At 36.3% G+C, this 25,818-nt stretch carries 24 protein-coding genes; 20 read left to right on the forward strand and 4 right to left on the reverse strand.

Features of this window, described 5'->3' with window-relative positions:
• The first annotated feature begins 11 nt into the window (after nt 1-11).
• The 6 genes from Gferi_RS14030 (at nt 12) to Gferi_RS14055 (ending at nt 6,551) form a co-directional block, all read left to right on the forward strand.
• Complete coding sequence (locus Gferi_RS14030) at nt 12-1,466, forward strand: sensor histidine kinase (RefSeq protein WP_069977503.1); 1,455 nt, start codon at nt 12-14, stop codon at nt 1,464-1,466.
• The gene (locus Gferi_RS14035; protein ID WP_069977510.1) at nt 1,438-2,631 is read left to right on the forward strand and encodes a TolB-like translocation protein; all 1,194 of its coding nucleotides are present in this window, start codon (nt 1,438-1,440) and stop codon (nt 2,629-2,631) included. The genes Gferi_RS14030 and Gferi_RS14035 overlap by 29 nt, the downstream gene beginning before the upstream one ends.
• Nucleotides 2,632-2,849: 218 nt before the next feature.
• Nucleotides 2,850-3,419, forward strand: coding sequence for a PadR family transcriptional regulator (locus Gferi_RS14040; RefSeq protein ID WP_069977511.1), 570 nt, complete (start codon nt 2,850-2,852; stop codon nt 3,417-3,419).
• Between the two features lie 58 nt (nt 3,420-3,477).
• Nucleotides 3,478-4,734 (forward strand): acyl-CoA thioesterase/bile acid-CoA:amino acid N-acyltransferase family protein, encoded by a 1,257-nt coding sequence (locus Gferi_RS14045; RefSeq protein ID WP_069977512.1) that lies wholly within the window; start codon nt 3,478-3,480, stop codon nt 4,732-4,734.
• Nucleotides 4,735-4,999: 265 nt separating this feature from the next.
• Entirely contained in the window at nt 5,000-5,974 is a 975-nt protein-coding gene (locus Gferi_RS14050; RefSeq protein WP_069977514.1) for an alpha/beta fold hydrolase, read from the forward strand.
• Nucleotides 5,975-5,984: 10 nt separating this feature from the next.
• Entirely contained in the window at nt 5,985-6,551 is a 567-nt protein-coding gene (locus Gferi_RS14055; RefSeq protein WP_069977517.1) for a TetR/AcrR family transcriptional regulator, read from the forward strand.
• Nucleotides 6,552-6,599: 48 nt separating this feature from the next.
• On the opposite strand, the gene Gferi_RS14060 is transcribed toward Gferi_RS14055, so the two are convergent.
• Nucleotides 6,600-6,800 carry a hypothetical protein gene (locus tag Gferi_RS14060; RefSeq protein WP_069977519.1) on the reverse strand — a complete coding sequence of 67 codons (201 nt, stop codon included), beginning with the start codon at nt 6,798-6,800 and terminating at the stop codon, nt 6,600-6,602.
• A 405-nt stretch (nt 6,801-7,205) separates the two neighbouring features.
• On the opposite strand from Gferi_RS14060, the gene Gferi_RS14065 reads away from it, so the two are divergent.
• The 10 genes from Gferi_RS14065 (at nt 7,206) to Gferi_RS14110 (ending at nt 17,830) form a co-directional block, all read left to right on the forward strand.
• Entirely contained in the window at nt 7,206-7,949 is a 744-nt protein-coding gene (locus Gferi_RS14065; RefSeq protein WP_083273566.1) for a DUF2271 domain-containing protein, read from the forward strand.
• Nucleotides 7,950-7,994: 45 nt separating this feature from the next.
• Entirely contained in the window at nt 7,995-8,453 is a 459-nt protein-coding gene (locus Gferi_RS14070; protein ID WP_069977521.1) for a flavodoxin family protein, read from the forward strand.
• 333 nt (nt 8,454-8,786) lie between these two features.
• Nucleotides 8,787-9,578 (forward strand): ABC transporter ATP-binding protein, encoded by a 792-nt coding sequence (locus Gferi_RS14075; RefSeq protein ID WP_069977522.1) that lies wholly within the window; start codon nt 8,787-8,789, stop codon nt 9,576-9,578.
• Nucleotide 9,579: 1 nt separating this feature from the next.
• Entirely contained in the window at nt 9,580-11,220 is a 1,641-nt protein-coding gene (locus Gferi_RS14080; RefSeq protein ID WP_069977523.1) for a hypothetical protein, read from the forward strand.
• A gap of 452 nt (nt 11,221-11,672) precedes the next feature.
• Nucleotides 11,673-12,023 (forward strand): DUF2200 domain-containing protein, encoded by a 351-nt coding sequence (locus Gferi_RS14085; protein ID WP_069977525.1) that lies wholly within the window; start codon nt 11,673-11,675, stop codon nt 12,021-12,023.
• 473 nt (nt 12,024-12,496) lie between these two features.
• Nucleotides 12,497-13,129: a TetR/AcrR family transcriptional regulator gene (locus Gferi_RS14090; RefSeq protein ID WP_179948103.1), complete on the forward strand. Its 633-nt coding sequence runs from the start codon at nt 12,497-12,499 to the stop codon at nt 13,127-13,129.
• A gap of 101 nt (nt 13,130-13,230) precedes the next feature.
• Nucleotides 13,231-14,154 carry an ABC transporter ATP-binding protein gene (locus Gferi_RS14095; RefSeq protein WP_069977527.1) on the forward strand — a complete coding sequence of 308 codons (924 nt, stop codon included), beginning with the start codon at nt 13,231-13,233 and terminating at the stop codon, nt 14,152-14,154.
• Nucleotides 14,151-15,749 (forward strand): ABC transporter permease, encoded by a 1,599-nt coding sequence (locus Gferi_RS14100; protein ID WP_069977529.1) that lies wholly within the window; start codon nt 14,151-14,153, stop codon nt 15,747-15,749. The genes Gferi_RS14095 and Gferi_RS14100 overlap by 4 nt, the downstream gene beginning before the upstream one ends.
• Before the next feature lie 286 nt (nt 15,750-16,035).
• On the forward strand, nt 16,036-16,815 hold the full coding sequence (locus tag Gferi_RS14105; RefSeq protein ID WP_069977531.1) for an EFR1 family ferrodoxin: 780 nt from the start codon (nt 16,036-16,038) through the stop codon (nt 16,813-16,815).
• Between the two features lie 160 nt (nt 16,816-16,975).
• Entirely contained in the window at nt 16,976-17,830 is an 855-nt protein-coding gene (locus Gferi_RS14110) for a Nif3-like dinuclear metal center hexameric protein (protein WP_069977538.1), read from the forward strand.
• A gap of 558 nt (nt 17,831-18,388) precedes the next feature.
• Here the strand turns inward: Gferi_RS14110 and Gferi_RS14120 are convergent.
• Nucleotides 18,389-19,252 (reverse strand): hypothetical protein, encoded by an 864-nt coding sequence (locus Gferi_RS14120; RefSeq protein WP_069977542.1) that lies wholly within the window; start codon nt 19,250-19,252, stop codon nt 18,389-18,391.
• Nucleotides 19,253-19,696: 444 nt separating this feature from the next.
• Here Gferi_RS14120 and Gferi_RS14125 point away from each other — a divergent pair, with 444 nt between their 5' ends.
• Nucleotides 19,697-21,013, forward strand: a complete 1,317-nt coding sequence (locus Gferi_RS14125) for a pyridoxal phosphate-dependent aminotransferase (RefSeq protein WP_069977544.1) — start codon at nt 19,697-19,699, stop codon at nt 21,011-21,013.
• A gap of 238 nt (nt 21,014-21,251) precedes the next feature.
• Here Gferi_RS14125 and Gferi_RS14130 read toward each other — a convergent pair whose 3' ends face one another.
• On the reverse strand, nt 21,252-22,112 hold the full coding sequence (locus Gferi_RS14130) for a DMT family transporter (RefSeq protein WP_069977546.1): 861 nt from the start codon (nt 22,110-22,112) through the stop codon (nt 21,252-21,254).
• Between the two features lie 125 nt (nt 22,113-22,237).
• Here Gferi_RS14130 and Gferi_RS14135 point away from each other — a divergent pair, with 125 nt between their 5' ends.
• The 3 genes from Gferi_RS14135 (at nt 22,238) to Gferi_RS14145 (ending at nt 24,813) form a co-directional block, all read left to right on the forward strand.
• Complete coding sequence (locus Gferi_RS14135; RefSeq protein ID WP_083273567.1) at nt 22,238-23,164, forward strand: LysR family transcriptional regulator; 927 nt, start codon at nt 22,238-22,240, stop codon at nt 23,162-23,164.
• 159 nt (nt 23,165-23,323) lie between these two features.
• Nucleotides 23,324-23,797: a C-GCAxxG-C-C family protein gene (locus tag Gferi_RS14140; protein ID WP_069977548.1), complete on the forward strand. Its 474-nt coding sequence runs from the start codon at nt 23,324-23,326 to the stop codon at nt 23,795-23,797.
• Between the two features lie 74 nt (nt 23,798-23,871).
• Nucleotides 23,872-24,813, forward strand: coding sequence for a TDT family transporter (locus tag Gferi_RS14145; protein ID WP_069977552.1), 942 nt, complete (start codon nt 23,872-23,874; stop codon nt 24,811-24,813).
• 210 nt (nt 24,814-25,023) lie between these two features.
• On the opposite strand, the gene Gferi_RS14150 is transcribed toward Gferi_RS14145, so the two are convergent.
• Nucleotides 25,024-25,815: an acetoacetate decarboxylase family protein gene (locus Gferi_RS14150; RefSeq protein ID WP_069977554.1), complete on the reverse strand. Its 792-nt coding sequence runs from the start codon at nt 25,813-25,815 to the stop codon at nt 25,024-25,026.
• Nucleotides 25,816-25,818 lie beyond the last annotated feature (3 nt).

Consider the following 25,818-nt stretch of genomic DNA (forward strand, 5'->3'; position numbering starts at 1 on the left):
CAGTTGATCCTATGAGATATTCAATTCAGTATAAAATATTGATCCCCTTTATACTAGTCATATTCATTGGAATGACTTCTCTACTTTTTGTTTCATATAACATAAATAAACAAAACACCTTACAAGTTGTAGAGAAGGATATGATTGGAGATAGAAAAAGTCTCGACTTATATTTGAGGCAGTATTTTTTAATTAATAATTTAGAATTAAATAAAATATCTCTGGAAGCTGAAGCAGAAAAGCTATCTAAGGGTTTAAGTGCTCAGATAGGAAGTATGATAGAAATAAATAGTCTTACAGGAAAAAACGGAAGGGACTTTTTAGAAGAAGAAATTGCATTAGAAGAAGATTTTTTACGAGCATTACTGGGTGAAACAGCATATACAATTAGTCATGAAGAAAATAGAGTTTTTGTTACTTTATCTTATCCCATCGAATTAAATAAGAATATCATAGGCATTATGAGAAGCACAAAAGACTATACTGAGCTTTTCAATTACAATAGGAGATTTAATAATGTAATAAATTATTTTGCTATTGCTATTTTTGTTCTTATATTCCTTACTTCCTTTTACTTATCTAGGCAACTAACAAAACCGATAAGACAGCTTATAAAGGGGTCAGAGCAAATTTCAACTGGAGATTACAATTTAAATATTAATATTAACTCACCTGATGAAATAGGAGAACTGGCTGATAGGTTCAAGTTTATGGCTCAGAGAATCAAAGAACAAATTGAAATTATACAAGGAGATAGAGATAAGCTGAAGGAGGTTCAAGCTCAAAGTAAAGTCTTTTTTGATAATGTAACGCATGAATTGAAGACTCCTTTAACTACAATAATGGGTTATGCCCAGGTGTTAAAGGAAAATGGATTTTCTGATAAAGACTTTTTTGATAAAGGGACATCCTACATTATTAACGAGAGTAAAAGACTAAATAAATTGGTTATTGAAATACTAGAGCTTTCTAAGACCGCTACAATGGATTTCAGCTATCATTATGAAAAGGTCAATTTAACAGAGTTAATTGCCGAGACTTGTGATGAAATGAAGATGAAGGGTAAAAAGTACAATATTGCTATTCATTACAGCCTTCAGAAGGACCTGTTTCTAAAGGGTGATAAAAATAAGCTTAAGGAAGTACTAATTAACTTGCTTGATAATGCAATTAAATATGGAAGAGTTAATTCCTCCATTGATGTGGACGCTTACAGACAAGATGGAGCTATTATAATAAAAATTAAAGATCAGGGTGAAGGGATTTCGGAAAAGCATATTAACAAAATCTTTGAACCTTTTTATAGAATTTCATCGAACACTTCAAAGGAAAAAGGCAGCGCTGGCTTGGGGTTAACTATTGTTAAAAATATTATAGAAAACCATGGTGGTACTATTGACATAAAAAGCAAGTTAAACGAAGGAACAGTAGTTATTATTGTATTTGGAGGTGAGGGCAATATTTAAAAAAGGATATTTTAAAAAATACCAAAGCTTAATTAATTTTGTATTAGCCTTAGGCGTGTTTGTTTTTACCTTTTATATCTTAAGCAATAGTTTTATAGATACCACAAAGTCTAAAACAATTATCTTGGATAAAAGCATATTCGATGATAATACATTAAGACCTGAACTAAAGCTAGTAGTGGAGAGCTTAGATAAATTCAGTTCCCCATATCATATTTTGAATATAAACATTTTAGATAGTAATTCCTTGCTGTATATCACACTTGAAGACAGAGAAAAGAGAGGTTCCTTCCGCGAGAATTCTTTAAGTCTTCAACTATTAAATATAGTTAACAAGACAGCTCATCAAATAGTTAATGAAAATGCCTATTCTTTTAGCTCTTCACCTGATGGAAAGATTTTGCTATATACTACTGGTAACGATACTAGAGAAACTCAAATATATGATCTAGAAAAGCAAGAGGTTGTAAAATCCTTTAAGGGTACTGGGCATCAAATACTACCTGATGGAAATCGCTATATTGGAATGGATGATGATAATCTATTTATACAAGAAATAGAAAGCGGCATGAAAAAGAATATAATTAGCTTATCAGCTTTTTATGAAAAACAAAAAGGGACTCAAGAAATTAATAAAAGTATTAATGGTATCAATCTAAAGCATTTAATATCTACCAAATATAAGTTTTCAATAGATGGAAACAAGGTATATTTTCTAGCCTCTTATGGAGACGGTGTAGCGATATATATGTTGGATTTAAATAATGATAATTCATTGGAGGTATTATCTACAGGATTTGTTGTTGATTTTACTCTAGTAAGCAGCAGAAATTTAATGCTCAGAGGAAATATTAACGGCGAAGAGGGGATTTTTATTTATAACACCGAAGACAAAACCTACAAGACAATTATAAAGGGGAACATCTATTATTTTGATATTACCTCCGATGGCAAACTTGCCTATATACTTCAGAATACAAAAGGCTCCAATGAATTACACATTGCCTATTATGATGGTGAAATGATTAAATCTGATGAAATAATATATATAGATACAAATTATGTAACCTTCATAGGGTGGACTAAAGGAGGAAATCAGCTTTATTATGTAAGTGACAATATTAGTAGAAGTGAAATACTGAGATTTAATTTTAAAAGATTATAGAGTCAAAGACGGTTTCTCTTGGCTCTATTTTATACAAGAAACCGCAGTTACAGTGATACGGTGAACACTAGCATAGGAAAGTTTCAATAGAGAGCGGGAACATGTAAAATTTTTAATAAAGAAGCTACTTAATTATTGAATATTTTAATTAAAATCTGTACAATATAGTTAATATTAAATATTAAATATTAACTATATTTATTGATTGGAGATTGCAAATGTCTAGAATAATTGTTCTTGGTTTATTATTCAAGAGTCCTATGCATGGGTATGAGATGCAACAAATTCTACAAGAAGAACGTATAGACTTATGGGCGAATCTTTTGCCTAATTCAATATACTTTGCACTAAAACAAATGCAAAAGGAGGGATTTGTAAAAGTAAGAAATACTGAAAAAACAGGACATAGAACTCGTGTAATATATGAAATTACTGAGGAAGGAAAGAAAGAGTTTTTCAGACTTTTAAAAGGGGCTTTAGGTACTCCATTTCGCAGATACCCTGCGGATATCTATACATCACTATCTTTTTTAAATGTATTACCTAAAAGTGAAATTAGGGTAGCAATACAAAAAAATATTAGCTCCTTAGAGAAGGATATCTCTCTATGGGAGCGGGGGAAAGAAAAAAAGACAAAGCATTTTAGTATGAAAGAACCTCTCAATGCAATATTTGAAAATGGAATTGAGCATATAAAAGCTGATTTAAAGCTGCTATATTATATTAAAGATAATCTTGAAACAATTCTAAATTATATTAAAGAATGCGATGAAAAAGGAGAAATATAACTCCTTATAATTTTAAAAATATAGTTAAACTTAACTATTTGAAGGGAGAAATGTATTAATGAAAGATATTATATCAATTAAAGAAAAACGTATAATGATTGATGGGCATCTACAATTCAATATAAAGGGATTATCTTCATATCAAGAGGTAACATTACAAGCAGAAGCACAAGATGATATTGGCCGCACATGGAAATCATTTGGGATTTTTATAGCAGATGAAAATGGGAATATTGAATTAGATAAAAGTTCTCCTATAAAGGGCAGTTATATGAATTGCAGCCCAGAAGGACTTCTATGGTCTATGACACCAGAGAATAATAATGAGCTACCATTATTCTTAAAAACTACCTTAAAACCTTTTAAAATCACCTTACGCTTGATATCAGAAGAAGTAGTGTTAGATGAAAAAATTATACAAATGGATTTTCTTGATCCTAATACTGAAATGGTTACAATCGAAAACGAGATTATTGGAAAGTATTTTAGACCAAGTAACAAAACAAATCTGCCTGCTATACTTGTTTTAGGTGGGTCTTCAGGTGGGTTTATATGGTCAGAGCAAGTAGCCTCTGTACTTAGTTCAAGGGGATATGCGGCTCTAGCTTTAAATTACTTTGACTATCAATCAACCTATGGTGTACCGAATCAACTTATAGAAATTCCATTAGAATATTCATTGAAAGCATTAGATTGGTTACGTAATCGACCTGAAGTTAATACGAATAAAATAGGTATAATAGGAATTTCTAAGGGTGCCGAGCTATCATTATTAATTGCTTCTATTTCATCATATAGTCTAGCTGGAGTAATTGCATATTCGCCTTCTTCCCATATTTTTGAAGGAATTGCTATGGGTGAGCACCCGAAGAAGTCCTCATGGTCTTTTAATGGAGAGCCTATGAACTTTATTAGATATCCTGAAGACACGTCCTTTAATATGAATATGGATTCTGCTACGCTATTGGAAATCCATGCAAGAGCATTAAGGCAAGCTTCTCCTCAACAAAAAGAAGAATCTCGAATAAAAGTTGAAAAAATAAATTGCCCTATCCTCATGATTTCAGGTGAGAAGGATCATACTTGGCCTTCAAAGGAGATGTGCGACAGCATAAAAAGAACTTTAGATATGAAAAGTTATTCTTATAAACATGAACATCTTAACTTCTCTGAGATGGGACATGCTTTCTTTGTACCTAATATTCCACCTATTGTAGATAGTTGCAAAGTAATGCCAGCAGATGTTAGTAGGGCAAATAGAGTAGCATGGGATAAGTCAGTAGAGTTTTTAGATATTAATTTGAAAACAAATTAAGTGAACAGTTCCGATAATATCTACTAAAATGATTCTAATAAAGTAATATTAACCAAATAAAAACCACCGTTATACCTGTTACGGAGAACCGTACCATAAATGACTGCGGTTTTTTTTATAGAAATTTGGTATTTAGAATGTGTTGAACGAATTACCATAATGCAGTCTTTTCAATGGATTCAATTTGAACTTACGTTGATTGATTTTATTCATTCTCCAAGTTATACTTATAACGATTGAACGTGTTCAAGAAGGGAGAATGAAGATGAGTACAATAAATAGAATTACCATAAAAAAAATAGCAGTGATTATCATTTTTGTATTAATAAGCACAACTGTTGTTTTTCTAGGGATTCAGCACAAGCGATTTTCAAAAGTTAAATTGGACCAGATTGAGAAAGCGAAGGGTAAAAGTATCGTAGTTGAAACTGAGGAGGGAACCATTGAATATGCAATCTCTGGCAAAGGAGATCCTGTTCTAATGATTCATGGTGCTGGAGGCGGATATGACCAAGGCTTGCTGCTGGCAGACAGATTCCTGCCAAAGGATTCCATGGTGATTGCAGTGTCCAGATTCGGATATCTAGATACTCCATTGCCAGAAGAGCCTACCCCAGATCATCAAGCCACTCTCTATAGGGACTTACTGGATAAATTGGGAATAAACAAAGTTCATGTAGTAGCTGTCTCTGATGGAGGACCCTCTGGGTTGAAATTTACCATAAAGTATCCAGAACGTGTGAAATCACTTACAATGATGTGCGCAAAAAGTAAAACGCCACCAAAGCTGACAACTGTTCAGTCAATCGTTTTTGGAACGATATTTCATAATGATTTTCTATTCTGGATGATTACAGAGTATATCCAGTCAGATTTGTTGAATGTATTGGGGGTATCTAAAAAAGTTCAGGAAAAAATGACAGAAGATGAAATACAGATGGCTAAGGAATTTTTTGAAATGATGAATCCTATTTCCTTGAGAAAAAAAGGGATTTTCAATGCAAATATTCAATTTAAAGAATTGTCACCTGAAGACTATCCGATTTGGGAGATAAAAGCGCCAACATTGGTGATTCATGCTGAAGATGATACGCTACAGCCGTTTTATTATGCTGAATACACTCACGAAAAAATTCCAAATTCTACTTTGCTCTCTTTTAAGGAAGGTGGACATATGTTTTTCAGCCATCATGAGGAAATTTCTGAAGCTATAAAGCATTTTTTTAGCAACGGGTTTTAAGGAGGTTACTATGTTAGAAATAAAAGCACAACTAATTAGATCGGTCATAGCCTTGCTTGATGACGGGTTTGACGTTGAAGAGTTAACTGTTAGGCAGATCGCATACGAAGCACATATATCTACTGGGTTGATTAATTATCATTTTGGTAGCAAATGGAACTTGATTGTGGCAGCTATTTCTTCCATAATCGATGATGCTGCCACCGAAGCCTTTCAGACATTGTCAAATCTTAACGACACTCCAAAACAGCAACTGAGGACATTTTTGAAAGCTATGGCTATGGTGGTATGTAAGTACCAAAAGTATACAAGTGTACTTATTAGAGATGAGATACTCAGTGATCGTTTCAGCACACCAGAAACAATTGTAGGTCTGTTAAAAGAAATAAAACCTGATTTATCGGAAAAAGAGATCAAATATCTTGCTATTCAAGTTATTGCGCCAATTCAATATGTCTTTCTGAAAGAAGGCGGATTAAGAAAGTACTTGGGTGAAGAACAAGATAATTCTCATACTAATGCATTAGATGATTACGAGGAAATAATGGAAGTTTTTCTAAAGACATTACGTATCTAGCAATCTCTCTCAACAATGATGAAAGTCTTATGAAAATGCTATATCTAGCTACCAAAAGGGTAAGTAAGAAATAGAACAGGGCCTATGCCGATGGGGCATCTGTACAACACCTACTTTTGTATCCATCAGTCTTTTTACAATTTCCGCATTTGTACCTGGAAAGTCAGCTGTTCCATCAGAGATTGAATTTGGATTTAGAACACAATGACATACAAATGCTATTTTTTTACTTCTTACATCGTTGAACATAAAAAACCTCTCCTTCTTTATTTTAGCATCTTAAGTTTTCTGTTTTTTCCCTGTTGAATTGTTCACCTAACATTTCGCTTTGTCGAAGCCTTTGAGCTTGACCCCAAAAGAATGATGATAAGTTGGTACAAGAATGTTATGGCGAAGGGGAAAAGTTATTTAATTTTTTAAAAGACGCATTAGATGAGGGAATTAAAGAAGGCACTATCTTAGAGAGCATTGATGTAGTAAATACAGCTCTCGTTTTGTGGCAAGCATAGTAGGGGTATTGAATACATCTAAAAAGAAGGAAAAGTATTTAATTCATTATCACAACAAAAAACCGTCAGAATTGGTAGATGAAGCTTTCAAATTCTTACTTCGTTCTATTGAAAAATAAGTTAATATAGATAGGAGTTGAGGAACATGAAAAAACGGAAGATTATTTTAGGCACTATGATTTTAGTCATATGTATAATTATATTTTTCATAATAAGCCCGGAAGGAAAAAAAGTTATAAACTTAAAGAATGACATGGCTGGCAGTAGTGTTATAGTAGACATTTATAAAGGAGAACATTATCTCCATGATTTTAAAGTAAATTATTTGATTACTATAAAGACGCCACCCCAGATGGCTATATGGGTTGAAGATCTAGAGGGAAATTATATTGATACTCTTTATGTTACAAGGAAAACCGTTAATCAAAGCTGGAGTAAGGCTCCCTCCGATCCTACTTTAAAAGATCAAATTCAGCGTAAAGAATCTCTTCCATACTGGACCCATAAACGGGGGGACAGCCAAATAGCGCCTGATGCTATTACCTCCGCAACTCCAAAGGGCAATTTAGAACTTAATACAAAACTAAATACAGCAAAAGATCAATTTGTTGTTTTAGCAGAAATAAACATGTCAACTGATTTTAACGAATACTACCCAAAAGAAGCAATCCAAGGGGATAATAATTATTCCGGCGGTGAATTTGGGAGCGGTCAGCCATCAATAATATACGCTGCTACTATAAATGCTGCTGACAATAAAACATATGAATTAGTACCGATAGGACATAGTAGTCCTGATGGAAGTAATGGAAACCTGTATAGCGATCTAACTAAGTTGACAACAGCGAAGAACATTGTTGACAAAATTGCTTTCACAATAAACCGATAAATTATAGTTGTTTACTTTTTTAGGAATCGAAAGGAGTATCAAACTATGAAAGCATTAGTAATATACTCTTCCATACATCATGGTAATACAGAAAAAATTGCTAAGGAAATCAGCAATATCCTTCAAGGAGATTTAGTACAATTTAGCGACTTTAGGGAGAATATATTGGAGGATTATGATTTGATTGGCTTTGGCTCAGGAATCTTTCATGGGAGGCATCACCATACCGCTATTAAAATAGCTCAAAATATAAATGTTAAGGGAAAGGATACTTTTATTTTTTCAACAAGTGGAAGTGGTCAGATAAAATATAATAAAGTATTAGCAGATATTTTAGCAAGTAAAGGTGCTAATCTGGTCGGTGAATTTTCCTGTAGGGGTTATAATATCTATGGCTTATTCAAATGGATTGGCGGGATAGGAAAAGGTCGTCCCAATGAAAAAGACCTGCTTAAAGCAAGGGAATTTGCCCATGATTTGCTAAAGAAAGTGATGTCAAACTGAAAAGATAAAGGACAAGGGGACAGGCACATTGTCCCTTTTAGTTGCAATTGAGCTAAAAGAATAACTGCTAAAACTTTATAAAAAACCGCAGTTACAGCAATACGGCGAACTGTACCATAAGTGACTGCGGTTACTTGATGGAAGCAATGGAAGATACTAGGGCAAAAAAGGAATTAGACATAGGGCCCATTTGATTGTCTGAGCAATATTTTTATGATATCCTGAAACTGGGGAACAGCTATAAAATAGAAATAGTAAAATAATTTATTTAAAAGCGAACACAGACGAAACGTCTCTGTATTTCTCAATACAATAGAAATGGAGAACGGACCCATGGAAAATAAGAAAGAAGCTGTCATAAAGATTGAAAATTTACAAATGAGCTTTGGCACTAAAGAAGTGTTAAAGGGAATCTCCCTCGAGATATATCCCGGACAGATTATTGGATATATTGGGCCTAATGGAGCGGGAAAAAGTACCACGATAAAGATCATGCTTGGGTTGTTGGAAGGATATAAAGGAGATATTAAAATCTTCGGGAATGAGCTGTTAAAAGATAATATCGAATACAAGAAAAGAATCGGATATGTACCTGAAAGTGCGGAGATTTATGATACGCTTACCGCTAGAGAATATTTAATGTTTATTGGAGATCTTTATGGTAAGGATCCAAAACAAATAGAAAAAAAAGCAGCGAAATTAATGAAAATTTTTGGAATTGAAGAGGTAATTGATGCAAGAATATCGTCATATTCCAAAGGGATGAAGCAAAAGACGATGATTATTTCAAGCTTGTTGCATAATCCGGACATACTATTTTTAGATGAACCATTAAGTGGTTTGGATGCTAATAGTGTTATTCTTGTAAAGGAGTTACTGGCTGCATTGGCAAAGCAAGGAAAGACGATCTTTTACTCATCCCATATTATGGATGTCGTCGAGAAAATCAGTAATCGGATTATCTTACTGAGGGATGGAGAAATTTTGGCGGATGGAAGCTTTGAGGAACTAAGAAGACAGTCACAAGATAAGTCCTTAGAGCAGATTTTCAACCAACTTACGGGATTTAATGAACATCAGTCAATTGTAGAAGAGTTTATATCCATAATTACAGAGGAGCATTGATATGAAAGAGTTCAAAACGTTAAAAATACTGGATCACTTCCGAAAAGCCTTTGAAAAAATGGGAGTAGATTACGATCTGATGAGAAGAATCCTTCAAGTAAAATTTGTGATGGACGGCAGAAAAGTCCCTGTTGTCATAGGAAATGCTAAAAAAAAAGATCAAGAAACAGAGAATGGCTTCATTAAATCCCTATGGATCTATGTATTGATGGGAATAATAAATGTTGTTCTCGTCATGATGAATGAAAGCTATATCTTTCAAATGAGTCTTGTATTTGGCATTACAATGTTTATGGTAATGACTTCCCTCATATCTGATTTTTCTTCGGTGATGTTAGACGTTAAGGATAAGAATCTTATTCTTTCAAAGCCTGTAAACAATATAACATTAAATATGGCAAAAATGATCCATATTGTTGTATATTTATTTTTCATCACCATGGCATTGGTAGGTCCTGCCTTGGTAGCAGCGGTCATACGACATGGAGTTATGTTTTTTCTTTTATTCTTTGCAGAGATCATTTTATTAGATTTTTTCATAGTGGCTTTAACGGCGTTGTTGTACTTAGGGATACTGCGTTTTTTTGACGGAGAGAAGCTAAAAGATATTATCAACTACGTGCAAATCGGTTTATCTATGGTGATAACCATAGGTTACCAGCTCATCGGACGATTGTTTAATTTTATAGATTTGAATATAACATTTCAACCTAAATGGTGGCAGTATTTTGTGATTCCCACCTGGTTTGGCGCTCCTTTTGAGGTTTTGCTCCGCGGGGATTTGAATATACACTACATTATATTCTCCATGTTTGCATTGGTCGTTCCTATTCTTTCTATTTTCCTATATATAAAGCTGATCCCAGTTTTTGAAAGAAACCTGCAAAAACTAAATAATCATAACGGTAGAAATAGAAGAAGTAAAGAAAAGTTAGTATCTTGGATCGCAGCCATCGTATGTTCAACTAAAGAAGAAAGAAGCTTTTTTCATTTTGCTTCCAAGATGGTGAAAAATGAAAGAGAATTTAAGTTGCGTGTATACCCTACCCTAGGTTTTGCTTTTATTTTTCCCTTTATTTTTCTGGCCAACGGAATGAGAGATGGAGGCTTTGAGCGTATAGCTTCGAGTAATGCATATTTTAATATTTATTTTTGCGCCCTGTTCTTACCTACTGTAGTTTTGATGATGCGGTATTCTGCCAATTATAAAGGAGCATGGATCTATAAGGTCATGCCTATCAATGAACTGGAGTCTGTTTTTAAAGGAACACTGAAAGCTTTCCTAGTGAATCTGTTATTACCTCTATATGTATTTGAATGTATAATTTTTATTTGGATATTTGGCGTTCGTATTTTCCCAGATTTAATCGCAGTACTTCTCAATATTTATATCTATACGGTGATATGTTTTAAAGCTTTCAAAAAAGAGTTGCCTTTTACCCGGGCTTTTCAAACTGGACAGCAAGGAACTGGAGGAGCTGTATTTCTTCTTATGCTGCTGCTGGGTATTTTAGGAGGAATTCATTTTCTTTCGAAATGGATACCTTTTGGGATATATATTTATATTATTGTGGCATTATTGATAAATGCAGTTCTATGGAGAACAGCTTTTAAAATATCATGGGAGACTCTAGTAGAGTAGGAAATAGTGCAGCTTATGGTTCAGCGAAGGGTTTCATTTTAAAATGAAAGTATTGTTCACTTAGACGAAAAGCATTTTAAGGGAAATTTTGCCATGAAGTCGTGTACTGTATTGTTTATTTTTTGAACGGAGTTAAAGAGACGATTCTTTTGACTTAGCCTTCATCCCTAAAACCGCAGTTATTTAGGATATGCTGAATCGTATCATAAATGACGGCGGTTTTCTTCGTAAGAACTCATGTTGAAATGACATGTGAAACTTTATTTGATAACTATTCTTAATTAATTACACTAGGCTGTGAAGTGAGTATAAAGGAGCTCGCCATTATTTTACATAAAAAATTAAGGCTTAAAAACTCTTAATATGAATAATAAAAAATAAAGGCAACTTTCGTTTGAATCCGACTATTTTTAGTGATACTATAAAGAAAACCATATAAGCGAGGATGTATCATGCCCAAACATCATATCTATACAATGAGTGTCGCAAGTGTCTATCCCCATTATGTTACGAAGGCGGAGAAAAAAGGACGTACGAAAACAGAAGTCAATGAAATCATCCGTTGGTTGACAGGATATAGCCAGGAAGAGTTAGAAGCGCAGCTGGAAAAACAGACAGACTTTGAGACCTTCTTTGAGGAAGCTCCCCAACTGAATCCTTCGCGGGCTTTGATCAAAGGTGTGGTCTGCGGTGTCCGAGTGGAAGACATCCAAGAACCGACTATGCAGGAAATTCGCTATTTGGATAAGCTGATCGATGAGTTAGCAAAGGGAAAAGCGATGGATAAGATTTTGCGGAAATAATAATTAAAAACCAAGAAACACTGATTTCTTATATAAAAGAATCGGTGTTTTTTTGTTGAATCGGCAATAATATTGAAACTTCAGGCAAACGAGTCTAGTAATCCGGTATAGCAAAGTTATATCACCTATATGATGGCGGTTTTTTGATTGAAGCATTGAAGATACTAGGATGAAAAGAGATTAATATATTTGCTTTTTAGTTATTGATTTATATGAATTAAGGAAAATTAAGGGCATACGAAGAGATGAGTTTATTTGAGTTATGATTTGGAGTACTCCAAGTATTTTTGATGTAGTAAGGAATAAATAATATAATGTCACTATTGACCATTATGGACAATGGTGATATTATATTATTAACCATAACGGTCAATAAATTTAATTATGATTGACCTTATAAGATAATATTTCCTTGATATTATTAACTGGTTTGGACAACAATACGATCATGATGTTGATGAAATAGAAAGAAGGTGGAGCCAATATTTTCAAAGTTCTTAAACTTAGATAAAGAAAAACAACAGCGTGTTTTAAATGCTGCGCTAAAGGAATTTGCCCGTAAGGGTTACGATGATGCTTCTACCATTGAAATCGTCAAAGAAGCGGGCATCTCTAAAGGTCTTTTGTTTCACTATTTTAATACGAAGAAAGATCTTTTCCTATTTCTCTATGACTACAGCATGAAGATTATCAAAACAGAGTATTTTGATATGATCAACACAAAGGATAAGGACATCTTTGTAAGACTGCGTCAAGTGTATCTGCTTAAGATAGAACTAATTCACGAATATCCATGGTTATTCCAGTTTAGTGCGGTTGCAGCTTCTACAGATTCCAAAGATGTGAAAAAGGAACTGGAAAGTAGGAAACTGGAAATGGAATCCATGGGGTTTGCGAAGATGTTTGAAAACATTGATGAATCAAAATTCAAGAAGGGAATTGATGTTGAAAAGGCTAAAAATATTATCTTCTGGGCAATTGGAGGATATACGAATAAGGTGATTGAGGAAGTAAAGGCATCAGAGCTAGAAGAACCTGACTATGATAAAGTGTTAGAGGAATTCGATGCTTATTTGGACATTCTCAAAGTATGGGCCTATAATTAGCAAGAATCTAAGCTTATTTTCGTTCAAGGTAGTTTTATAGTATATATACATTGATCAATATCATCTAACTTTAAAATAAATAATATATGGAGGTGTTTACTATGAATATTATTGAAATCAATAAACTTACCAAGGCCTATGGTAAACATCAAGCCCTTCGAGGAGTGGATCTTAGCGTAAAGGAAGGAGAGGTGATGGGGTTTTTAGGGCCAAATGGGGCAGGCAAGTCTACAACGATACGGATTTTACTTGGATTAATACGAAAAAGTGGAGGAGAAGTCCGTGTTTTTGGGAGGGACCCCTGGAATGACGCAGCTGAGATTCACCGCCGAATAGCCTATGTACCTGGCGATGTGACATTATGGCCGAATCTGACGGGGGGAGAAGTTATTGATCTGCTAGGCAGAATGCGAGGCGGATTTGATATTGAAAATCGCAATAAACTGCTGCAACGTTTTGAGTTAGATCCTAGAAAAAAATGTCGCACCTATTCCAAGGGAAACCGTCAGAAGGTGGCGCTGGTTTCGGCTTTTTCATCCAACGCCGAGTTGTTTATCTTTGACGAACCAACCACTGGGTTAGACCCTTTGATGGCGGCAGTTTTTGGGCAGTGTGTAGCTGAACTAAAGAAAGCTGGAAAGACTGTCCTGCTGTCTAGTCATATTTTAGCCGAGGTAGAGGCAGTGTGTGACAAAGTGAGTATCATTCGGAATGGCGAGATTATTGAGTCTGGAACCCTTGCAGAACTACGCCACTTTACACGAACAACTGTAGCGGTGGAAACGAGCAAGCCAATTTCAGGTCTTGAGGGAATGACAGGTATTCACAACCTGAGTGTAGAGGGATTGAGGGCAAATTTTCAGGTGGATGCTGGGGAGTTGGATCGTATTATGCAGCAGGTAACTTCATTTGGACTACGTTCTTTGACCAGTACACCCCCTACCCTAGAAGAACTGTTCATGAGTCATTACAGCAATGATTCAGGCCAAGGAAAAGGAAATAAAGCTGGAGGTGGAAAAAGATGAAGAAGGATCTGATCGGAACGGGTGGGCTGATTCGTCTTATTCTGCGTCGTGATCGAATTTTGCTATTATTATGGATGCTGGTTACCTTAAGCATCATACTGGGGGGCGCTGCCACTATTGAAAATGTCTATCCTACTGTGGAGGCAAGGCAAGAGCGCTTTGATCAGGTCATGAATATCCCAATGTTTATGCTTTTTCAAAGTAAAGCGTTTGATATAAGTCCAGGTGCTCTAGTTACCCAGCAAGCTTTTGGAGGTACCACAATTTTAGCAGCCTTGGGCAGTGCTTTGTTTCTGGTACGTCATACCCGTAAGGAAGAGCAGACGGGACGCCGCGAGTTGATTGGCTCCACCGTGGTAGGGCGACATGCCCCCCTTGCTGCTGCCCTAACTGTTGTACTGGGAGCTGGCGTCATTCTTGCTGCAGTTTCAAGCATTGGATTGATAGGTATTGGTTTCCCCATGGCTGGGTCCCTAGCGCTTGGGTTAGTAGTAGGGTCAGCGGTCTGGATTGCAGCTGCTATGGCTGCTGTAGCTGCCCAGTTGACAGAGAACTCTGGCGTGGCGAGTGTGAGTGCTATTGTACTTTTTTATGGTTTTCACTTCGTACGCGGTATCAGTGATATGGGAGGAGAGTCTCTTGATTGGTTGGGATGGCTTGTTCCCAATGGATGGCTTGAGCGTGTGCGCCCCTTTGCCGGTGAGCGTTGGTGGATATTTGGATTAATTGCAGTTTTTGTAATTCTGCTGCTAAGGCTTGCCTTTAGGCTGGCAGGGAGACGGGACTTAGGTGCAGGATTGATACCTGCCAGAAATGGCCCCGCCACTGCCCCAGCAGGGTTACGAAATCCCATTGGGTTGGCATGGAGATTGCAACGACGTATGCTGTTTTTCTGGATTGGGTTAATTACAATTATTGCCCTTCCCTCCGGCTTTGTCGGTCCAAGTGCTATGAAGGAGTACGCCCAAAGCCAGTGGCTGCAGGAGTATGCTGCTGCCATCAATGTTGCGAATCCAACGGATGCCTTTTTCACTTATTTGGTCTTTGTCATGGTTTTTCCTATCGCCATGTATGCGATCATGGCCACCCTGCGTATGCGATCAGATGAGGCAGAAGGTACAGCGGAGATGATTCTGACAACATCAGTGAACCGTGGTAGATGGGCTGCCAGTCACTTGGCATTTGGAATTGGAGCACCAGTGATTCTTCTAGTAATCTTGGGCTTTGGATTCGGGCTAGGCAACGGCGTCCAAAGCAATGATCTCAGCGGGGATATTGCACGGATGTTAAGGCTTACAACCTCTTTGGTACCTGCCGTATGGGTGATCGTGGGAATTACCATGGCAGCTTTTGGGCTATTAGGCCGGGTCAGCAACGTTATTGGGTGGACCGCCCTTGCTGTGGGCATCATAACTGAGATTATTGTAAAGATGAAGTTATTGCCAGAATGGCTGTTCTTAGTGTTATCACCATTCGCCCATGTGAATCCCTACTTTCGGCCAAGTGCCATGACTTTTGCAGGGCTCACTCTATTGTCAGCTGTTCTAGTAATTTTAGGATTCTATGGACTAAAGCGCCGTGATCTGACCAATTAGTATATGAAAGGGGCTGTTTTTTAGTGGTTGATATGCTCCCCTTATGGTAGACAGATAAAATAATAAAATTGTCTATCATAAGGAGGAGCATTTTCTATGTCAAAAACACGAATTAATCCTGCTGAAAAGATTGCTGTCATCTATGTGGAGCCTAAGATATAGCAGGATTATATTTAAAGAGTATAGAAGAATTGAAGGACAATGGAAACAAATGATAGCGTATTAACGTATTATTAGGATGAAATATAATATTCAAAAATAATATTAGAACGGGAGATGTGTTTTTATGAAAACAAATATTTACTATTTCTCTGGAACGGGCAATTCTTTAAAAGTGGCAAAGGACATATCGGAGAAACTAGGAGAAACAACACTAACCTCTATTCCAAAAGCAATAAAATCAGGGCCGGATACATCCGTGGACAACATAGGAATAGTATTTCCTGTCTACTGCTGGGGAATGCCCTTGATGGTTACTGAGTTTGTTAAAAAGCTTAGGAAAGAGCATGCAAAATACTTTTTTGCCATAGCGACCTGTGGAGGGTCTGCCGCAGGAACTCTGCTACAGACCCAGAAAAAGCTTGCCCGGCAAAATATAAAGCTTTCATCGGGTTTTGTGGTACAAATGCCTACAAACTATATTATATGGGGGGGAGCGATATCTGAGGAACGGCAAAAGAAAATGTTCGAGAATTGGGTTAATAGAATGGGACATATAGCAAACACCATTAAAAAACAAGAAGAGCATGGTATAGAATCTGGGTCAATCTTAGCCAACTTTTTCTTAAGTAAGGCTCTTTATAGTGTATCTATGCCCCATTTTCCCAAAATGGATAAGGATTTTTGGGTGGATAGCAGATGTGATCACTGTGGAATATGTAATAAAGTTTGCCCCGCTGATAATATAGAGATCAAGGAAGGGAAGCCAGTTTGGAACCATAAATGTGAGCAATGTCTTGCCTGTATTCAATGGTGTCCCAAACAAGCTATCCAGTACGGTAAGAAAACTCAAGAACGTGAACGGTATACGAATCCCTTTGTGAGTCTCAAGGAGTTTATAAAATAGTTTAGTGTTGTATAAAAGGGCATTGCTTTTATATACACGGTGTACACAAACATATGTTGTGGTATAATATGTAAAAATACTGTTATACAATAGGCTTGAAACAAGTAATTGTCTATTATGCATTTTTGATGGGTTAAAGGGATATTCAGGAGGGGATTGCATGCTTGCCAATGAATTATATAACCGGCTAGACGAGGATTTTGACATTAAGAATATCAGAGATGATTGGAGTTTTATGGACTTTAATAGCTATATTGTTCCAACTTTCAAATCAAAATATATGGGCCTTATTTTAGACAACTCCCATAATATTGAAAAGGTCTATACGGCAACTTTTCCTGATAAAGAGATTATTGAGAGGATTCTAGATACCAATGCGTTTGATCTTTTATTGTTTTCTCATCATGCTATGGGTTACAGGGGAAATGCAGAAGGATTTCCATTTTATAATATCCCCCTTGCGTACCTGGAGGAAATGAAAAAAAGGCGTATTTCTTTCTATATGCTTCATGCACCGCTTGATAGAAACGGGGAGTACTCAACATCCGTAAGCTTAGCAAAAGCATTGAATCTGGAAGTGGTTGATGAGTTTTGTCAATACGATAATATTAAGGTAGGAGTTATTTGTAAGACAAGTTTCAAATCAGTTTTGGATTTTTCAGATCATGTTGGAAAAGTGATTGGACATGATATAAAATTACGAAATTATGGCGAGGCGGATATAAGAAACGGAAAGATTGCAATAGCGGCAGGCGGAGGATCATATCCGTTTGTAGCAACAGAATTAGCAGACCTGGGCATTAATGTATATTTAACTGGTTTTACAAAACCGCTACAGTATTTTGAACCGACAATGGAATTTCACAAAATAGTAAAAGATAATCAAATCAATGTTATTGGGGCAACCCATTACTCAACTGAAAAATATGCATGTATATCTATGGTTGATTATTTTGAAAAGTTAGGAATATGTGCAGCGTTTTTAGAGGGTAAATATTTCTTAGAGGATTTGTAAATTTTTATTTATGAGACGGGAAAATTAAATTTGTGATATAGCGTCAGGGGTATTAAATGAAAACAATCTACATTTTATTCTCTGGTTTATTTAATTTTATTTTTGGAGGTTTATTCTTCTTTGTAGCTCTCTCGTGGATGATGACCTTTATGTATGTCGCTGAGTCTTTTGGATGGATAATAGACCCTACATTGGATGAAGGACTGTTCGTCGTATTCTTAATCCTATCAATATTTTTAAGTGCCATCTATTTGCCGGCTTTGATATTTGTTAATAAAAACCTTTGGACAAAACTTCAAATGAAAAAATTAAATTTTATTACTTTTATATTTATCTTTTTTATTCTTGGGGTCCTTTTGGTTTTGTATAAAAGAATTTAGCTTGCACTTTAGTTAAATAAAGTGCCTGACATTGGTACAGAGCACAAACAGACAACTCAAACTCCTGTGAATCTTGATAGAGGTGCAGAAGCGGCAGACCGTGTGAACATCCCAACCATTTTCCATTTTCATGCGGTCTGCCGTCTCTGCGTTCTTTAAGGGAGTGTATTTATTTATCTTAATGATTTATAGCAGTAATCATCAATTTTTGATTACCATCTGTAGCCGTCAGTTCATTAATCCAAATATTGCTTGAACCTGTGCCAAACATTATGCCTTGCCAATTTGCGAACATATATTTTGTAGAAGCACTGCCAATTACCTGTTTATAATCTAAATAGAAAATTTTATCATAATGTTTAATAAAGTCATCTTTATTTTGTATTGTTGTAGCCTTCCCATCAATTTTTACGGTGATAGGATAGCTTATTTGTTTGGATAATTCTTCCTTTTTATTATTCATTACATAATCTTGAACTTTATTGATAAAGTTTTCCACATCCTGATCGCTGGCCTTAAGAGCTGCAATGGCATATCTTTTTCCATATTCGGCCCCGGGAAGATTACTTATGAGGGATAGTGTAAAAGGATAATTTTTTTTATTATCTGCACTTGTCCAAGTTCCTTCAATTTTATCAACCGTATCCATACTTCCTCTAAAAACACCGGTATTTTTGCCGGTTTCATCGTATTCATACAACAAAATATCTTCTCCTCCAGCTTTTCCTTTCAGATCAATTTCCTTTTTTTGACTTTCATAAAAATATGAACCGACAATATCTTTTTCTAGCGGATAGAGACTCATGCGGATTGTTATATCATTGTTTATAGTCCCTTGATAATCATAATATCCTTTTTCAAAAAGGCTGCCAGCCGTATTGATATTATCGGGTATGTTGGAATTGGTATTGCTGCTGTCCCCTATATCATTTTGAAGATCTTGACGGTTCTCCGGTTGCGTAGTTTCAGTTACATTATTGTTGGTAGAGCAGCCAGTTAATATAATGGTGAATGTCAAAATAATTACTATTAATTTTTTCAATTTTTATCCCTCCGTATGATACTATTTTTACTAAACCTGCTGTATAAGATTTTCACTACATTCCACCCTAAAAAAGGAGGATTAAATCTGGAATAGACTCCGCTTTCCACTTTGCTATTTCTTACCGGTGCGTATGTCTAACCTAAAACAATGCTCCTCCTAGAAATAAATTTTATATATTTTTAAAGAATAAGTCGTTACAAAGAAGTTACAAAATAATATCCATTTAGCAATCAGACAAAAATTGCAGGGGACTGTTCCGCACCCTAAAGTAAGTGATTTTGGGAATTCATTTTTCATCAAAGAAACATATAAAAAAAAAGTGAAATGAATATAAATTGGTGGTAAAATAGTACTGAGTATACAAAGAAAACGTTATACTCGAATACTTAAAGTAAAGCGGCTCGAAAATTAAAAAATACTTTTAGAAAAGGGGATTTATTAATGAGTAAACCAATTCTATCAGCTCACTTTGAATCAAGAAAACCATCAGCTGTTCGACTGGCACAAATGAAATATGAGGAGCGAAAAGTCAAACCCGAGGCTGTAATCAATGTAGGTATCGGTAACGTTTCACTCCCAACAAATCCCGCTATGCAAAAAAGGATGTTTGGCCTTGATGCACCGGATAGCCCGTTTGCAAAGGGTGTTGTGAGATATTCAACTACCGCTGGTTATACAGAGTGTCAGGATGCGTTTAAAAATATCCTTAAGTGTGAAGGTTTCGATACAAGCAAATTGTTTGTTCAGGTAACCGACGGCGGATCTGCGGCTATGGAATTGCTTTTAGTAGGTGTATGTGGAGCTGCAGGTACTGGAGACAAACCCCTTATGATGATCGATCCAGCCTATACCAATTATATTTCTTTTGCAGAAAGAATCGGACGTAAAACCGTTACAGTAAAGCGTAATTTAGGCGAAGACGGCAAGTACAACCTTCCGGAACTAAATAAAATTGAAGAGGCAATTAAAGCACATAATCCTGGAGCGCTTCTTGTCATTCCTTATGACAATCCTACAGGACAGTACTATGATTATGAAACCCTTAAAGAACTGGCTAAATTGTGTGTGAAATATAACATGTGGATGGTCAGCGATGAAGCCTATCGTGAACTCTATTATGTAGGAGACAGCAAACTTGTGAGTATCTGGGGAGTTACAGATGCAGATGTTCCTGGCATTGAAGGCAGGAGAATTAGCATCGAGACTGCGTCAAAGGTATGGAATGCCTGCGGTTTAAGAATCGGTGCTTTGATTACGGACAATGCTGAATTCAACAACCGCTCCGTAGCTGAGTATACTGCAAACCTTTGCGCCAATGTAATCGGACAGTATATATTCGGGGCACTGGCGCATGAGAGCAAGGAACAAATCGCTGAATGGTGCAAAAATATTCGAGAGTACTACAGAGAACAAATCGTGGGTGTGTATAAAGGCTTGAAGGAGCAGGAACCTGGTTTGATTGTTTCCAGCCCTGATGCATCCATATACACTGTAATTGACGTTAGAAAAGTAGTAAAACCCGGGTTTGATGCAATTGATTTTGTCTTATACTGTGCAGGAGAAGGGTCTGTAGAAATCGATGGAGTTGAAACAACGCTTCTGGTAGCACCGATGAAGGGATTCTATGATATTCAAGCAGGAGAGGAAAATCCAGGAAGCACGCAATTCCGAATTTCATTTGTAGAAACCCCTGAAAAAATGGCAAAGATTCCTGAATTGTTTGTTAAACTTTTAAGACAGTTTGAAGCACAAAGATAAAGCATATAATATATAGTACTAGTTTGAATCATGACCGCCGGCTAAGCTGGCGGTTTTTTATATAATAGGACTGGAGGACGCAGGCTGTGTGAATATTTAATATAGCAGAATATATTGCAAATCCTCTAAGAAAGTTTGATATTTACATTTCTAATTATAGATGTGTGACTGAGAAGTTTAATATTTCTCGAAAGGGTGAGGACAGTTTGCTTGACTAAGTCTGCTGATACTCTATTATTCATGCAAGGGAAAGGGTAATTATTCCTATTACCATCAGGCATATGCCCATCAGCTTTATTGTAGTCAAATCTTCTGAAAGAAATCGAACACCAAAAAAGGTACCAATTAATATGCTAAGTTCTCTTATGGGGGCAACATAGTAAACGGGGGTGGAAACCATAGCGGTTAAAACTAGAATATATGACAGTGGAGATAATGCTGCTACCGTAAGCACTTCCTTTTTATGGTAAAGCATTAATCCTTTTAGTTGATCTCTTCTACGCAATGCGTAAGGTGTAAGGAGCAAAACCCGGCCTAAATTCACTAGCCAGTCCAGGAGAATGGGTGGCAGCATGAGTGTACTTACTGCTATTTTATCAAAAATAGTATAGGAAGCAATCGTAAGCCCGCATAGAAAAGCATAAATAAGAGAATTATCTTTGCTTGAATTTAGAATTAAGGCAGGGTTCCCTGTGATTGAAACAATTCCTGATATTATTAGAAGAATAGCAACGATTGCAGCTGGAGATGCACTTTCCTTTAAAAAAACAATAGCGATCACCGTTGAAAATAGCGGACCTGTGCCTCTGGCCAAAGGGTATATTACAGAAAGATTTCCAGAACGATAGCCCTTGTTTAGTAATATAAAATAAGCAGAATGTAATGCTGCGCTTCCCGTAATAAAGAAAATAAAGAAAAATTGAAAATTGATCTTATAAACAAATAATAATGTCAAAACAAATGGCAAATAAATAACTGAAGAAATCGCTGAAAATAGCCAAATGAAAGTTGTATTACTCTTAATCTTTTTTGTAGTATAGTTCCATGTTGCATGACAAATTGCAGAAAAAATAATGAGTATGAAGCCTATGCTTGTCATTTTAGATCCCCCAATACCATTGATGAAATTTTCTTAATATGGTAAGTATATATATAGAAATAATAGATGTTAAGCGCAAAAAATAGATAATAAATATCGATAAATTTGATAAATGGGGGATAGGGATGCTGAATTATCTTGGAATCGAAGCTTTTTTAACAATTGTTAAAACCAGGACTTTGACGAAGGCGGCCGATGAATTGCATCTTTCACAGTCAACGATAAGCTACAGGCTAAAAATGCTGGAGCAGGAGATTGGTAAAAAACTTTTAGTGAGAGAAAAAGGCCTTCAAGAAATACTACTCACGCCTTTTGGAGAAGAATTCATTAGCATTGCCGAGCGGTGGATGAGCCTCCAACAGGAAACCGAAATACTTAAAAGAAGAGGGAATCGAAAAAGCATCATTATAGGTGCGGCGGATAGTTTTAATAGTTATATATTGCCTCCCCTGTACCAAAAGATGTGTCAACACAAGCCAACAGTAAATATGACAATTCTGTCCCAGCATACTGACGAGTCTTATGAAAGTGTTGTACGGCGGGACGTAGATATTGCTTTTGTAAAAAAGGAAAAAATTATACCGAATATATTGGTTGAACCTTTTTATGAAGATGAAATGGTTGTGATTCGTTTAGCAACGAATTACAGGACGCCTAATGAGTTAATTTCACCTGAAAAACTGGATAGTAACCATGAAATTTTTATGAACTGGGGCCCTTCTTATCAAATTTGGCATGAAAAATGGTGGGAGACAACACCTGGTTCGCGAATAATGGTGGATACTGCCGCACTGATTTTTTCACTAATGTATGATGAAAATCAGTGGACAATTGTACCAAAATCAGTAGCAAATCATTTTATGACATACAAAAAATTTGTTATTCAAAAGCTTGAATCCTCGGCACCATCAAGAATATGTTATAAGATTAGACATAAGCATATGAACAACATGAAGCTGGAGTGCTTAGAAATTTTAGAAAACTATGCCAGAGTTGCATATCCAACAGATAAGGAAAATTTAAATTTTCGGGTAAGCAGTATTTATGAATAAAGGGAATCAACCATTCAGCAAAACCTTTCATTTAATACTATTATCTATAGATTATTCCTATTCAATTTAGTAGTTTTATATATTTTTTCTATTTGTATTATCAAACACGGTTTAATATACTTATCGTAGATTTTTACACTACTATTTGGAGGGAATAAAATGGAGAAAAACAAACGCATTGAAGCTGTTCGCAAGGAGGCAGAAGGTTATTTTCAACGGGGAGAGTTCTTCTGTTCAGAAGCTGTTGTGCATACGATTAATGAATTCCTGGGCCGCCCCTTCCAAGAAGATGTGGTTAAGCTTGCGTCTGCATTTCCGATTGGACTGGGAAAATCCGGATGTTTGTGCGGCGCTGTAAGCGGAGGTTCCATGGCGCTGGGTATGGCTTACGGAAGGAAGCATGGTGAGGCAATGAATGAAAAAATGTTTCCTGTTTCAGCAGCCCTTCATGATCACATCAAGGAGATATACAAAAGTACATGTTGCAGAGTTCTTGTGAAAGGCTATGAGTTTACCAGCCCGGAAAGAAAAGCACACTGTGTCCAAATTACCGGTGAGGTAGCTGCATGGATAGCTGAAAAGCTGTTGGAGGACCCTGATGTTTCGGAAAAAATCGAAGCTGCACAAGCCTAATCCAACTTTATTAAGTATGAGGAATGGTTAAGAATAAAATATTCATAAACTTTAAGAAGGAGAATGATTCGTTTATGATTAAAAAATTGCCTCTTCCCATAGCCGGACTAATATTGGCTTTGGCAGCAACGGGGAATCTTTTGCTTTCTTATGGAAGTATTTATAGAAATATATTTGGTATTATGTCGGGGATTGTACTACTATTATTATTAACAAAAATATTCATAATGCCGAAAGCTGTCAAGGAAGGTTTCGAAAACCCTGTGATTGCCAGTATAATCCCTACTTTTTCGATGGGGTTGATATTATTATCAACTTATATTAAACCCTATGCCGCTTCAGCAGCATACGGCTTATGGCTGCTGGGTTTGGCCCTGCATATTATATTAATTGTGCTCTTTACAATGAAATATATAGTAAACTTCAACGTAAAGAAGGTATTTCCAAGCTATTTTATCGTTTATGTTGGAATTGTATGTGCCAGTGTAACTGCACCTGCATTTAACTTAGCACAGCTTGGTCAATATATTTTCTGGTTTGGGTTTGTATGCTATTTAGTGTTATTACCGATTGTTTTATATAGAACTTTTATTGTCAAAGAAATTCCTGAGCCGGCAATGCCTACATTAGCAATCTATACTGCGCCGGCAAGTCTGTGCCTGGCCGGTTACCTAAATTCCTTTCAAAGCAAAAGCATATTGATGGTAGGCTTTTTAACCGTTCTTTCATTATCAATGTTTATTTTTGTTATTATGAATATGCCTAAGCTGTTTAAGTTAAAGTTTTATCCAAGCTATTCGGCCTTTACCTTTCCATTTGTCATTACCGCTATTGCCATGAAGGGTACCCGTGCGTATCTGACAGAGACTGGACCCGGTATACCTTTTGCGGGTTATTTTATAAATATATTGGAGCTTTGGGCAGTTATTATGGTTCTATATGTGTTAATAAGATACATTCTCTTTATGACTTCAAGCCCAGAGGCTGCTAAAACGACTACAGCAGCAAAAGCTTAAGACGGTAAAAACAGCAAGGAATATCCCAAAGTAAAGAGAAGATGGGTATGTTCCTTGCTTTCTTTATTTTGTTAATTAAAATAAGGAGGAATAAATATATTTTATATTGGCCTAAAGAAAATAGTGATGGTTTGCAAAAACCCGAAATAAGGACAAGGGATAGTAAAATACCTTATCCATTTGTAGAATAAATTTATTGTATAGATTCTCCTACCTCAAGTCACGAAGGCAGATCAGATCATCAACCGTAAGGGCCACTGAAAACCGGTAGCCTGCAATGACGTTTAGGGGTTTTAAATCGGGCAGTTCAGTATAGGGATGATCGAATATTTTCATGGAAGCTTCGCCCTTCCAGACCGGAGATATGTTTACATTCCGAGATTTAAGCTGAACAAGCTCGTGAACGGCAGGTTCAAAATACTTACCTTTGGTAAGCTCTGGGAAATACCTTACGTTTACAGCAGATGCAAATGTTGGGGTAGGCAGGGAATTGCTTTCCTCAATCAGCGTTACTTTTGCTTCTGCCAGCCGGCGGCCTCCAACCGATAGCGCAGCACCAAACCTGCCCCCTTTTCCTATAATAGGAGAAGCTTTGGAAGGTATATCATAAGAACGGGTTATCCAGGTTTCTCCAATCTGCTTGGGCCAGCCTTGAATTAACCCCCGCATAAGGGATTTGTCCTGATCCACCCAAATAAAAGGACAATAGGCTACTGGCGTTTCATTATAGATTGCTGATAATAAAATAATCGTTTCTCGGTACTGGCTGCAGACTGGGTCCAGATAGACCTCCTCTGAATCGCTTGTATATTGCCATTCGATGAAGTAAATTCCACATTGGCTGCTGGCAAGCCTAAGGCCTTCCGGTAAAAAAGCTGCAGCTTTCTCTTGATCTGCTGTGTATTCTACAGCCAGTACATTACCTGCATAATGCCAAGGCGGGCTTGGCACGAGGCTGGACTCACCTGTAGGTGTCCGTGGAAGGGTATATCCTTTAATCATTTT

This window comes from Geosporobacter ferrireducens (assembly GCF_001750685.1).
GTDB classification, from domain to species: Bacteria; Bacillota; Clostridia; order Peptostreptococcales; family Thermotaleaceae; genus Geosporobacter; species Geosporobacter ferrireducens.